Source organism: Pseudomonas sp. FW305-20 (assembly GCF_058788075.1).
The window spans coordinates 155,471-168,065 of the sequence record NZ_JBYTAJ010000011.1 but is presented as its reverse complement, the minus strand read 5'-3'; the positions used below and the strand labels follow the sequence as shown (position 1 = coordinate 168,065).

The following is a 12,595-nucleotide window of genomic DNA, read 5'->3' as shown; positions in this document are numbered from 1 at the left end:
ATGCCTCTAGGGACGCTCTGCGTCCAGTGACGCGGAGCGTCACGGGCTGCATTCCCACGCAGAGCGTGGGAACGATCAAGCGATCAATCAATGCGGGATCAATGACCGAACACATCCACCTTCTTGGCCTTCTTGTCCGCGCGTTTTTCGTCGGCGGTTTTTGCCGGTTTTTTCTTTGCCGCTTTTTTTGAATCCATGCCTTTGGCCATGATACTTACTCCACTCATACGGGATGTGAGATCAGGTATACACCTATCGCTGCGCGCACGTTCTTTTATAATCGCCCGCTTTGCGCACCGACAGTCGAAGACCATGCCCAACACCCAGTACACCTTGCTCGCCGAGCCTTTGTGGCCCTTGATGAACAAGTTTTATCGCGCTCACCAATCGTCGATGAAAGCCGTCCGCGACGCTCGACTCTGGGTGGCCAGGCGCGAGGAGATCATTGGCGCACTGTGTTTGCGACCGGTGGCGGACGGGCACTGGCTGACGGGTTTGTTCGTCGATCCGGCTTGTCGTGAAGAGGGCATCGCTGCGGCGTTGATCGCCGAAGCGCTCAAGGAGCTTGAAGGCCCGGTGTGGCTGTTTTGTCATCCAGATTTGCGCGGGTTTTATGAACGTCGCGGCTTTACCTTCGATCCGCCACTGCCCTACTCCATGGCGGAACGTTTGAGCCGTTACGCGCGGAGCAAACCGATGATCGCCATGGGCCTGAATCCGTTGGAGAGTTCGACTTGAGGTGTTTTCGAATCAATCGTCTGCGTTCGGATCGAGATCCGGGAACATTACTTCGGTAAACCCGAACTTGCTGAAGTCGGTAATTCGCGAGGGGTATAACCGGCCGATCAGGTGATCGCATTCATGCTGCACCACCCGCGCGTGGAAACCTGAAGCGATGCGCACAATCGGCTGCCCCTTGGGATCGAAACCTTCGTACCGAATGTGCTGATAGCGATCCACCGCGCCACGCAAGCCGGGCACCGACAGGCAACCTTCGAAACCCTCTTCCAGCGTCGGGCTCAACGGCGTGATCAGCGGGTTGATCAGGATTGTCTGCGGCACCGCTTCGGCGTCCGGGTAGCGTTCGCTGTGCTCGAAACCGAAAACCACCAGTTGCAGGTCGACGCCGATCTGCGGCGCAGCCAGGCCAACGCCCCCAACGCTTTCCATGGTCTGGAACATGTCGTCGATCAATTGCCACAGCTGCGGGCTGTCGAACATTTCGGCAGGCACCGGCGGGGCAATGCGCAGCAGGCGTTCATCGCCCATTTTGAGGATTTCACGGATCATTTGATGACTTCGTCATTGGTCGGCTTGATCGAGTGGTCCCGACCCAGTCCCGACACATGTTGTTTGGGTTCGTGGCTGTGCTCGCCGGGGAATTTTTCGCCATCATCCTTGCCCTCGGTCGACATGTGTTCGATCACGGCATTCATCTCCGCGCCGAGCAACAGCACCGCGGCGGAAATATAGAAGTACAGCAACAGCACGATGATCGCGCCGATACTGCCATACATGGCGTTGTAGTCGGCGAATGTTTTGACGTACAGACCGAAGCCTACCGATGCAAGGATCCACACCACCACCGCCAGCACCGAGCCCGGGGTGATAAAGCGAAACTCCTGTTTGACGTCGGGCATGACGTAGTAGATCAGCGCCACCGCCATCATCATCAGAATCACGACCACCGGCCAGCGCACGATAGTCCAAAGGGTCACGATGAAATCTTCGAGGCCGACTTGCGCGGCGATCCAGCCCATCACCTGCGGCCCGAGCACCATCAGCGCAGCAGCGATCAAGAGCATGCCGGCGATGCCGATGGTGTAGATGATCGACAGCGGGAAACGCTTCCACGCCGGCCGCCCTTCGACCACGTCGTAGGCGGCGTTCATCGCACTCATCATCAGCCGCACACCGGCGGACGCAGTCCACAGGGCAATCACGATACCGACTGACAGCAAGCCACCCTTGGATTGCTGGAGCTGGTCGATGACCGGGTTCACCTGCTCCAGCGCCTGGGGCGGCAGAACCAGTTCCGATTGCAGGCGCAGCCAGGAGAAAAAATCAGGCAGGTGCAGGAAACCGATCAAGGCGATCAGGAACAGAATGAAGGGGAACAGCGAGAACAGCATCTGATAGGCCAATGCCGAGGCATAGGTGGACATCTCGTCGTCGACGAATTCGGTGATCGTGCGCACCATGACACGGTGCAGGCGCTGGCCTTTCATGTGTGGGAAAAACATTAGCGTCTCCTTTCGCCGCAAATTTGGTTGAAGTCGTGGCGACTCAGGGGCCGTTTTCTACATCAAAGTAGCGTACTTGGCGAGTTTGAAACAATTTCCTTGTGCAAGTTCAGGCCGACACAAAAACGGCCATCCGCGGATGGCCGTTTCTGTTGCTCATCAAAGGCCTGATCAGGCCTTGTCGATGCCTTTTTTAAGAGCATCCTTGGCTTTGCCGACCGCTTGCTGGGCTTCGCCTTTCCTTTCCTGAGCGACGCCTTCAGAGCGCATCTTTTCGTTACCGGTGGCCTTGCCGACGCCTTGCTTGACGTTGCCGGCGGCTTCGTTGGCCATGCCTTTTACTTTATCGCCAGTGCTGCTCATGGTGTTTCTCCTCTGAACAATTCAACGGAAAAGTCGTTACACAAGGATTGACCGGAAGCGTTTGCGCGGAGTTTCATTTATTTTCACGGCGACATTTCATCGTTCAATGCAGGTTGGGCTTTATGTTTGCCGGCCAACCCCCGAGAATGCGCAACGTATTCAGGCCATGGCGCTGAAGATCCAATCCCGTAGGAATGTTATGAAACTCGATAAAAAGCAGGCCATTGCCCGCAGAAACCAGGAACTTGGCGGTGCTGTGCTTGGCGTCAACAACTGCCATTTCACCGAATTGAACCGCAACCGCAACATCTGGTGGTTCGATATTCCGGTCGCGCGCCTGGCCGTTGGTCAGTACGAGTGGGTTCACCTGCTGATGCACACCCCGGAAACCGACGAACTGCTGCACCTGAAAGTGCCGACGGTATTCCTGCGCGAGAAGCTCGAAGGCCTGGTGGTGCGCAACGAAGGTAAACGCAAAGCGGCCTTGAGCCTGGAACTGAGCGCCGACAAGGACTCGTACCTCCAGGACATGCGCCCGGCGGGTACCAACGTCAATTTCGCGCCGTTCCGCCTGTAACTTCACACATCTCCCTCGCCACAAGAGAGCCAACAAAAAGCCCCGCATCTGCGGGGCTTTTGTTGGTTATGCGCTGACCTTCTTGACGCCGAGCTTCTTCAGCTCTTCGTCGCGCAACTCGCGGCGCAGGATCTTGCCGACGTTGGTGGTCGGCAGCGCATCGCGGAATTCCACGGCTTTCGGCACTTTATAGCCGGTGACGTTGGCGCGCATGTGCTCCATCACCTGTTCCTTGGTCAGCGTCACGCCCGGTTTGGCGACGATGAAGATCTTGATCGCCTCGCCCGACTTCTCGTCCGGCACGCCGATGGCTGCGCATTGCAGCACGCCCGGCAGGGTCGCGAGCACGTCTTCCAGTTCGTTCGGGTACACGTTGAAACCGGAGACCAGAATCATGTCTTTCTTGCGATCGACGATGCGCATGTAACCGTCAGGCTGGATCAGCGCGATATCACCGGTCTTCAACCAGCCTTCGCTGTCGAGGATTTCATCGGTGGCGTCCTGACGCTGCCAGTAACCCTTCATCACTTGCGGACCTTTCACACACAACTCGCCGATTTCGCCTAACGGCTGTTCAACGCCGGCATCGTCGATGACTTTGCACAGGGTCGAGGGCACCGGAATGCCGATGGTGCCGATCTGGATGTTCTGGATTGGGTTGACGGTGGCCACCGGGCTGGTTTCGGTCATGCCGTAACCTTCGCAGATGGCGCAACCGGTGACCGCTTTCCAGCGCTCGGCGGCGGCCAGTTGCAGGGCCATGCCACCGGACAGGGTGACTTTCAGTGCAGAGAAATCCAGCTTGCGGAAGGCTTCGTTGTTGCACAACGCGACAAACAGCGTATTGAGCCCGACGAAACCGCTGAACTTCCACTTCGACAGTTCCTTGACCATCGCCGTCAAATCGCGCGGGTTGCTGATCAGGATGTTGTGGTTGCCGATCAGCATCATCGCCATGCAATGAAAGGTGAAGGCATAGATGTGGTACAGCGGCAGCGGCGTGATCAGGATCTCGCAACCTTCATGGAGGTTGGAACCCATCAGCGCCTTGCACTGCAGCATGTTCGCCACCAGGTTGCGATGGGTCAGCATCGCGCCCTTGGCCACGCCGGTGGTGCCGCCGGTGTATTGCAGCACGGCAACGTCGCTGCTGGCCGGGTTGGCTTCGGCGACTGGCTGGCCATGGCCCTTGCTCAATACGTCGTTGAACTTGATGGCCTTGGGCAAGTGATACGCCGGGACCATCTTCTTCACGTATTTGATGACGCTGTTGACCAGCAGGCGCTTGAGCGGCGGCAGCAAGTCGGCCACTTCGGTGACGATCACGTGCTTGACGCCGGTTTTCGGCACGACGAGCTGGGCCAGGTGCGCCATGTTGGCCAGGCAGACCAGGGCTTTGGCACCGGAGTCGTTGAATTGGTGTTCCATTTCCCGCGCGGTGTACAGCGGGTTGGTGTTGACCACGATCAGCCCGGCGCGGATGGCACCGAAGACGGCGACCGGGTACTGCAACACGTTGGGCAGCTGCACGGCGATTCGATCGCCCGGCTGCAAGTCGGTATGCTGTTGCAGGTAAGCGGCAAAGGCACCGGACAATTCGTACAGTTCACCGTAGGTGATTGTCTTGCCCAGGTTGCTGAACGCCGGTTTGTTGGCAAAGCGCTGGCAGGACTGCTTCAACACCGCCTGAATATTCGGATACTCGTCTGGATTGATCTCGGCAGCAATCCCGGCAGGGTACTTATCCTTCCAAAAGTCTTCGATCATGGAAGCCCACTCCTCAGCAACGCGAATTCATCACCGCATTTGATGCGATTATTATTGGTGTGTGTTTTTTATTGGTGAATCTGGCTTTTATATAGGCCGAGAAGTCACAAAAGCGCGCCGAGAGTAGCAGCTTTGCCAAGGGCCGACTAGAGCCAAAAACCGCCTCTACAGTCACTTTAATGACTCAAGAATAGCAGGCGGTCATTTTAGAGCAAAAATCCTATACAGCCTTGAAAGCCTTGTAAACCGGGCTTTTCGCCCTCTAAAAGCATCGCGGGCAAGCCCGCTCCCACAGGATCACCGAGAACCTTGTGGGAGCGTGGCTTGCCCGCGATCCGCGCAAAGCGCGGCCATTCACCACTCAGGCGATATCACGCAACTCCCGCCGCAAGATCTTGCCCACCGGCGTCATCGGTAACGACTCACGCAAGACGATGTGCTTGGGCACTTTGTACGCCGTGAAGTTTTCCTTGCAGTAAGCCTTCAGCTCTTCAAGGCTGACCCCCGTTTCACGGGCCACCACAAACAGTTTCACCGCCTCCCCCGAACGCTCGTCCGGCACCCCGATCACCGCACAGTTGGCGACTTTCGGGTGAGCCATCACCACGTCTTCGATCTCGTTCGGGTACACGTTGAAACCCGAGACGATGATCATGTCTTTCTTGCGATCGACGATGCGCACAAAACCGTCCGGATCGATCACCGCGATGTCGCCCGACTTGAACCAGCCCTCGGCATCCAGCACTTCGGCGGTGGCTTCAGGTTTCTGCCAGTAACCCTTCATGATCTGCGGGCCCTTGATGCACAGTTCACCGCGCTCGCCCAGCGCCTGCTCGACGCCTTCATCGTTGATGACTTTCAGCGTGGTGCCCGGCACTGGCAGGCCGACCGTGCCGAGGCGCGACTTGTCGCCGTACGGGTTGGTGCAAGCCACCGGCGAGGTTTCGGTCAGGCCGTAACCTTCGGTGATGCGGCAACCGGTGAGCTGTTCCCAGCGCTCGGCCGTGGCCTTGACCAATGCGGTGCCGCCGGAGTTGGTGAGTTTGAGGCTGGAGAAATCCAGGGTCTTGAAATCCGGGTGATCCATCAGCGCGACGAACAGCGTGTTGAGTCCCAAAAGGGCCGAGAACCGCCAGTTCTTCAGTTCCTTGATGAAACCCTTGATGTCTCGCGGATTGGTGATCAGCACGTTGTGGTTGCCCGAAACCATCATGCACATGCAATTCGCGGTGAAGGCATAGATGTGGTACAGCGGCAGCGGCGCGACCATCACCTCTTGCCCTTCGCGCAACAGCGGCTGGCCGTCATTGCCGAACTGCTCCAGGCACGCCCGCACTTGCTGCATGTTGGCCACCAGGTTGCCGTGGGTCAGCATCGCGCCCTTGGCCAGCCCGGTGGTGCCGCCGGTGTATTGCAGCACGGCAATGTCGTCGAGCCCGATCTTTAGTGGCTTGATGCCCAGGCCCCGGCCCAGGTGCAGCGCGCTCTTGAAGGAAGTGGCCTGCGGCAAGGAGTACGCCGGCACCATCTTCTTGACCTTGCTCACCAGTGTATTGACCAGCCAGCCCTTGGCGGTAGGCATCAGGTCGCCCATCTTCGCTTCGATCAGGTACTGGATGTCGGTGTCGGGCAGCACTTCCTGGACTTTCTGCCCGAACATGTTCAGGTAAACCAGCGCCCGGGCACCGGAGTCCTTGAACTGATGACGCATCTCCCGCGCGGTGTACAGCGGGTTGGTGTTGACCACGATCAATCCGGCTCGCAGGGCTCCAAACACGGCAATCGGGTAATGCAGGACGTTGGGCATCTGCACCGCAATGCGATCCCCCGGCACCAGGTCGGTGTGGGCTTGCAGGTAACCGGCGAACGCTGCGCTGTAGCGTTCCAGTTCGGCGTAGGTCAGGGTCACGCCCATGTTGCTGAATGCCGGGCGGTCAGCAAATTTCTTGCAGGAACGCTCGAACACCTCGATCACCGACTTGTAGGCCCCTTGATCGATGTCCAGGGGCACGCCGGCCGGGCGTTTGTCATTCCAGAAATCAGGTTGCATTGTTCTTGTCCTCTTTACCTGAACCTATCCGGGGCCGCTTTTCTGCCCTTCTTAAAAACAAAGAGCGAAAAAGCGGGACTCCACGGACACTAGCAGCTATGGCGAATCAGGCAAATATGCGCACGGTCGACATTGATCGTGTGAATCTTGCTGCCGTGGCGTGGCCTGATCAGACGCCAGCGACGGGATGCGCTATACACTGTTTCGACCCTGAGCAAAGGAATCGCCATGATCCACGACACTTTCTGGCTGACCGCGAGTGACCGCAGCCGCCTCTTCGTCAACCAGTGGCTGCCCGCCGCACCTTTAAAAGCCGTGATCCTGCTGGCCCACGGCATGGCGGAACACAGCGGCCGCTATGCGCGTCTGGCAGAAAAGTTCTGTGAGCAGGGATACGGCGTGTATGCGCCGGACTTGCGTGGACATGGCAAAACTGCCGAAAACGGGACGCTCGGCCATTTCGCCGACGATGACGGTTGGTGCAAGGTGGTCGGCGACCTGGCGAGCCTCAACCAGCACATCGGCCAACAACACCCTGGGGTGCCGATTGTGCTGCTCGGTCACAGCATGGGCAGCTACATCGCCCAGGCCTATCTGCTGCACCACAGCGCCAGCCTGCACGGCGCCGTTCTCAGCGGGTCGAACTTCCAACCGGTGGCGCTCTATCGCGCGGCGCGACAGATTGCGCGTCTGGAACGTTTGCGTCAGGGGCCGAAGGGTCGCAGTGCGCTGATCGAATGGCTGTCGTTCGGTTCGTTCAACAAGAAATTCAAACCGGTGCGCACGCGGTTCGACTGGCTCAGCCGCGACCCGACAGAGGTCGACCTGTACGCCAATGACCCACTCTGCGGCTTTCGCTGCACCAATCAGCTGTGGATCGATTTGCTCGGTGGGTTGCAGCAAATCAGCAAAGCGTCCAATCTCGCTCAGATTGATCCGGGCCTGCCGTTGCTGGTCATCGGCGGTGAATGTGATCCGGTCAGCGATGGCAAGCGTCTGAAGGATCTGGCCCATGCGCTGCGCGCTGCCGGCAGCCAGAGCCTGCAACTGACTATTTACCCGCAGGCACGGCATGAACTGTTCAACGAGAGCAATCGCGATGAAGTGATCAATGACGTGTTGAACTGGATCGCCCAGGCGCTGAGCCACCGCCGGCCACCCAGATCGGAATAGTTTTTTTTGAATTTATTTATTCGTGACAGGAATCGAAACAGATGACCCAGGTTACCAACACCCCTTACGAGGCCCTTGAAGTCGGCCAGACCGCCAGCTACAGCAAGACGGTCGAAGAGCGCGACATTCAGTTGTTCGCCGCGATGTCCGGCGATCACAACCCGGTGCACCTGGACGCTGAATTCGCCGCTGGCACCATGTTCAAGGAGCGCATCGCTCACGGGATGTTCAGCGGCGCGCTGATCAGCGCTGCCGTTGCCTGCGAGTTGCCTGGGCCGGGGACTATTTATATCGGTCAGCAAATGAGCTTTCAGAAGCCGGTGAAGATTGGCGACACGCTGACCGTGCGCCTGGAGATCCTCGAGAAGTTGCCCAAGTTTCGTGTGCGGATTGCCACTCGCGTGTTTAACCAGCGCGATGAGTTGGTAGTGGATGGCGAGGCGGAGATTCTGGCGCCGCGCAAGCAGCAGACCGTGACGTTGCCTGTCTTGCCGGCGATCAGCATCGGCTGATTGGGGGACCTGATCGTTGATCGTTCCCACGCTCCGCGTGGGAATGCAGCCCGGGACGCTCCGCGTCCCATCAACAGCCGAACGCAGAGCGTCCGTTGAGGCATTCCCACGCAGAGCGCGGGAACGATCAGCGGTTACCCTCCTGCACCTGCACACTCGCCGTCATCCCCGAACTCAGATTCATCCCTTCCGGTAACTTATCAATCTTGATCCGCACCGGAATCCGCTGCGCCAGCCTGACCCAGTTAAACGTCGGTTCGACCTCGGCCAGCAACTGCCCGTCCGGTGTGGTGTTGCGATCGGTAATCCCGCGACTGATGCTTTCCACATGCCCCTGCAACCCCTCCCCCGCGCTCATCAACCAGATCTTCACCGGATCGCCCACACGAATCCGCGGGAGTTTGGTTTCCTCGAAATACGCTTGCACATAGAACGTCGAATCGTCGATCAACGCCATCACCGATTGCCCGGCATTCACGTAGTTGCCTTCAGCCAGGCGCAGGTTGGTGATGTGGCCATTGCGGGGCGCATGGACCTGACTGCGCGTGAGGTTGAGTTGCGCAACCTTGGCTTCGGCCTGGGCTTCACGCAGTTCGCCACGGGCAATGCCGGCATTGATTTGCGCGTTCTCGCGCAGCTCGGCACTGATCGCCTGGGGACCGAGGGCCGCGCGGCGGCTGGCTTCGTGTTCGCGCAGATTGAGTTGCTGCTGACGGGTCTGCACCACCGCCTGGGCTTTCTCCAGCGCCGCTTCGAAACGATCGCGGTCGATGCTCAGCAACAAATCGCCGGCCTTGACCTGCTGGTTATCAAAAGCCTTGAGCTCACGCACCCAGCCCGAGACATCCGGCGCGATCACCACCACGTCGGCGCGGATCCGCGCATCCCGGGTCCAAGGCGTGAGCATGTAGTACTGCCACAAATGGAAGCCGGCAAAAATCGCCGCCGCCACCAGGCACAAGGTCACCGCGACACGTATCGGTGTGCGCATTTTCAACTCCTTATAAAGGTCCGAGGACGACAGTGATCAAGGTCAATACACAGACGTACAAGGCGCAATCAAACAATGCTTCGTGCCAGATCCAGCGGCCCACCGGCGTCAGGCGCAAGAGCATGCGCAAGGCTCCAGTGACGAGCAGCGCCAGCAGCACATAAATCAGAAACGGACTGAGCAGCACGCCACCCACCGACCACTCACGCAAGCCCATGGCTTTGCTCCTGTTGACGGCACCAGGCGCGCCAGCTGCTTTGCAACTGCAGCACCGCGCCTTGGGCCAGTTTCACCGCATCGCTGGGGGGCAACGCGTACAAGGTCTTCAAGAATTCTTCGCTCGGTTGCGCCAACGCTTCGGCGCGACTGCCGGCCGGGCCTTGCTCGAGGATTTTTTCCAGCTGTTCGAGATAACGCCGCTGAGGCGCGCTGACCGGTGCCTGCGCCACCGCCAGGCTCAAACGCAAATGCAGCAATTCGTCGCCGATGTCCAGGCCGAGCAAGCCATCGTCCCAGCGACTGCGCGCCGGTTCCGGCAGCTCGGGATAGTGCCGCGCCAATTGCAGCAAACGGTCGGCCATGCGCCCGCCAAACCAGCTTTCGGCACCGCGCAGATTGCGCCGGGTCAGGCGCACCAGATCGGCAAGAGTCGCCGCCAGCAAACGCCGGCCATGCCATGTCGGATCGCGCAGGATCAACAGATGGAATGCCAGCACGGCGGCACCCACGCCGACCACGATGGATTGAGCGCTGTTGAAGAACGTCGCGACATCGTAGTTCATCGCATTGAGCGGTGAGACCAGCACGATGAAGTGCAAACAAAATGAGGTGGCCGTCGCACCGATCTGCGGTTTGGCCATGCCCAGCGCGCCGAGGAACAACGGCACGCCCATGCCCATGCACAGCAAGGCAAAACCACTCCATTGCGGCAACAGAATCTGCCCGACGATAAACGCGGCCGGAATCGCCAGGAAGATCCCGCGCATAAAACTCATGCCGATCTGTGCGCCATTCTCGCGGCTGGCGAACAGGCTACACACCACGCACGTCAACAGCAGCGCGCCGGAGGCCGCGGGCCAGGCGGTCGCCAACCAGAAGCACGAGACCACCAGAAACGCCAAGGCACTTCGGGCACCGAACATCAACGCCAATGACAGATCGCGGTGTGGTGCCAGGGTTCTCGGTGGATCGACCGCTTCCTTGCCCTCCTCGACGGCGTTCAACGCAGCGCTGGCCGCCATGGCGGTATCGAGCAACAAGGTGAAACGAGCCAGGCAGTAACTCTGCGCAGAACTGATGTGCGTGTCGTGGGAAGCGTCGAGCAACCTCGGACGCAGCGCTTGCAGGGTCGCGGTATCCGCGCTGTCGAGCGCCTCTTGAACCTCGGTCATCCAGGGCAACAGTTGCTCGGCCTCTTGAGGCTCCAATTGCTTCCACTGACGGCGCACCGAACGGGCGATACGCAGCAGCATCAACAGTTTTTGGCTCAAGCCGCTGATCGCCCGCGCTCGTTGGCGACCCAGGCTTCCTTCAAACCAGGCATGCTCGCGCTGGGCGTCGACGGCGACGATCCTGCCGAGGATTTCCAGCAGGCCTTTGCGTGCCTGACCATCACCGGCCAGGGTTGCACGCGCGGCGTTCATACCGCTTTGCCACGCTGCCCGCGCCTGATCCGCCAGTTGCCGTTCGACCCGCATCGGCCAGAGCAGCGCACTGGCGGCGGTGGCGCAAAGAATGCCCAGGCAGATTTCCGTACAGCGAGCCACGGCTTGATCGAACACCGTCAGCGGATGAGTAATGGCCGGCAGCGCGATGATCGCCACCGTGTAACCGGCCAGCACGAACGAATAGGACCAGGCGCTGCGCAGCAAGGTCGAACTGGCCGTACACAGCCCCAGCCATAACGCCAAGGCCAACAAAAACAGCCAAGGCGTCTGGGCAAACAACCCCATGAACACCACGGACATGATCGTCCCGACCAGGGTCCCCAACAACCGCGCCAGGCCCTTCTGCACCACCATCCCGGACAAGGGCTGGGCGACGATGAATGCTGTCATCAATGCCCAGGCCGGTTGCTCCAGACCCCAGCGTAATGCCAGCCACAGCGCCAGGCCGCCGCCAATCAAGGTTTTGATCGCGAACTGTAAGGCGCGGCGGTCAGGCGCGAACAGAGCCTGCAAGGTGATAGGCACGTAAAGAACTCTTGGAAAAAGGCGATTTAACGATAGTCGGGATCGGGTTCAGTCACTTGATAAACAAATTATTAGCTAGCTAACTAACACGCGTCCAGTGCTAATTCCCGGACACAAAAAAAACGCCAGACTGGCTGGCGTTTTTGACAGGCAACGATCGCTTACGAGCGTGCGCGCGCCTGGTTACGCAAGGCTTTTACCTGATCGTGATTGCGTTGCACGCCGTGGTACTGACGTTCAACCAGGTCACGAATGCCCACCAGGTTGTATTTGTTGATTTTTTCGATGGCTTCTTTGTAAGCCTTCAGTGCATGGTCTTCACCCCGTTCGGCTTCGTTCAGCACGGCTTCTTCATCCTTGCCGGTGAACATCGCTTTCACGTCGACCCAGCGACGGTGCATATCACCGCTGACGCTGGTGGACGTTTCCGGATCGCCGCCTAGCGAACGTACCTGGGCCTGCAGTTCGGAAGCCGCAGTGGCGCAGTCGGCGGAACGCTGTATGAACAGGGTTTTCAGTTCTGGGTGTTTGATGTCTTCAGCGCAAGTCTTGAACCCTTCCTGACCGTCCTTGCAGGTTTCAATCAGGTCGTTGAGTACAGAGATGGCTTCTTTATTCATGTCGGTCATTTTCAATTCCTCGCGGGTTGATGAAAGATGCAATAGGTGTTGCACCCTGCATGCCAGCTTTGAATTGATTACTTATTCCTTATATTTCAAATACTTAT

Annotated in this window: 13 protein-coding genes; 4 read left to right on the top strand and 9 right to left on the bottom strand. The window is 58.8% G+C overall.

Translation table 11 applies throughout. The annotated features are described in order from the left end of the window. Nucleotides 1–312 precede the first annotated feature (312 nt). Nucleotides 313–738 carry a GNAT family N-acetyltransferase gene (locus tag AC3WP4_RS12550; protein ID WP_102616734.1) on the top strand — a complete coding sequence of 142 codons (426 nt, stop codon included), beginning with the start codon at nucleotides 313–315 and terminating at the stop codon, nucleotides 736–738. A gap of 12 nt (nucleotides 739–750) precedes the next feature. On the opposite strand, the gene def is transcribed toward AC3WP4_RS12550, so the two are convergent. The 3 genes from def to AC3WP4_RS12535 form a co-directional block, all read right to left on the bottom strand. Beyond that, nucleotides 751–1,290 carry a peptide deformylase gene (gene def, locus AC3WP4_RS12545; RefSeq protein ID WP_076028367.1) on the bottom strand — a complete coding sequence of 180 codons (540 nt, stop codon included), beginning with the start codon at nucleotides 1,288–1,290 and terminating at the stop codon, nucleotides 751–753. Next, nucleotides 1,287–2,243, bottom strand: a complete 957-nt coding sequence (locus AC3WP4_RS12540; protein WP_074879344.1) for a YihY/virulence factor BrkB family protein — start codon at nucleotides 2,241–2,243, stop codon at nucleotides 1,287–1,289. Before AC3WP4_RS12540 ends, def begins: the two co-directional genes overlap by 4 nt. Before the next feature lie 171 nt (nucleotides 2,244–2,414). Continuing rightward, the gene (locus tag AC3WP4_RS12535; protein WP_074879345.1) at nucleotides 2,415–2,606 is read right to left on the bottom strand and encodes a CsbD family protein; all 192 of its coding nucleotides are present in this window, start codon (nucleotides 2,604–2,606) and stop codon (nucleotides 2,415–2,417) included. Nucleotides 2,607–2,805: 199 nt separating this feature from the next. On the opposite strand from AC3WP4_RS12535, the gene AC3WP4_RS12530 reads away from it, so the two are divergent. Then, nucleotides 2,806–3,183, top strand: coding sequence for a hypothetical protein (locus tag AC3WP4_RS12530; protein WP_074879347.1), 378 nt, complete (start codon nucleotides 2,806–2,808; stop codon nucleotides 3,181–3,183). A 66-nt stretch (nucleotides 3,184–3,249) separates the two neighbouring features. Here the strand turns inward: AC3WP4_RS12530 and fadD1 are convergent, their stop codons facing one another. Next, complete coding sequence (gene fadD1 / locus AC3WP4_RS12525) at nucleotides 3,250–4,950, bottom strand: long-chain-fatty-acid--CoA ligase FadD1 (RefSeq protein WP_074879350.1); 1,701 nt, start codon at nucleotides 4,948–4,950, stop codon at nucleotides 3,250–3,252. A gap of 361 nt (nucleotides 4,951–5,311) precedes the next feature. Further along, nucleotides 5,312–7,000 carry a long-chain-fatty-acid--CoA ligase FadD2 gene (fadD2, locus tag AC3WP4_RS12520; protein ID WP_074879352.1) on the bottom strand — a complete coding sequence of 563 codons (1,689 nt, stop codon included), beginning with the start codon at nucleotides 6,998–7,000 and terminating at the stop codon, nucleotides 5,312–5,314. A 228-nt stretch (nucleotides 7,001–7,228) separates the two neighbouring features. Between fadD2 and AC3WP4_RS12515 the strand changes: the two genes are divergently transcribed. Beyond that, nucleotides 7,229–8,173, top strand: a complete 945-nt coding sequence (locus tag AC3WP4_RS12515; protein WP_102616733.1) for an alpha/beta hydrolase — start codon at nucleotides 7,229–7,231, stop codon at nucleotides 8,171–8,173. A gap of 41 nt (nucleotides 8,174–8,214) precedes the next feature. Further along, nucleotides 8,215–8,685 carry a MaoC family dehydratase gene (locus AC3WP4_RS12510; protein ID WP_054044906.1) on the top strand — a complete coding sequence of 157 codons (471 nt, stop codon included), beginning with the start codon at nucleotides 8,215–8,217 and terminating at the stop codon, nucleotides 8,683–8,685. A 127-nt stretch (nucleotides 8,686–8,812) separates the two neighbouring features. Here AC3WP4_RS12510 and AC3WP4_RS12505 read toward each other — a convergent pair whose 3' ends face one another. The 4 genes from AC3WP4_RS12505 to AC3WP4_RS12490 all read right to left on the bottom strand — a co-directional run bounded on the left by AC3WP4_RS12505 (nucleotide 8,813) and on the right by AC3WP4_RS12490 (nucleotide 12,497). Beyond that, a complete protein-coding gene (locus AC3WP4_RS12505) occupies nucleotides 8,813–9,676 on the bottom strand; it encodes an efflux RND transporter periplasmic adaptor subunit (protein WP_074879359.1) in 864 nt (287 codons plus the stop codon). 10 nt (nucleotides 9,677–9,686) lie between these two features. Beyond that, entirely contained in the window at nucleotides 9,687–9,893 is a 207-nt protein-coding gene (locus AC3WP4_RS12500; RefSeq protein ID WP_008151119.1) for a DUF1656 domain-containing protein, read from the bottom strand. Beyond that, complete coding sequence (locus AC3WP4_RS12495) at nucleotides 9,880–11,868, bottom strand: FUSC family protein (RefSeq protein ID WP_102616732.1); 1,989 nt, start codon at nucleotides 11,866–11,868, stop codon at nucleotides 9,880–9,882. Before AC3WP4_RS12495 ends, AC3WP4_RS12500 begins: the two co-directional genes overlap by 14 nt. Nucleotides 11,869–12,029: 161 nt before the next feature. After that, the gene (locus tag AC3WP4_RS12490) at nucleotides 12,030–12,497 is read right to left on the bottom strand and encodes a ferritin-like domain-containing protein (protein WP_102616731.1); all 468 of its coding nucleotides are present in this window, start codon (nucleotides 12,495–12,497) and stop codon (nucleotides 12,030–12,032) included. Nucleotides 12,498–12,595 lie beyond the last annotated feature (98 nt).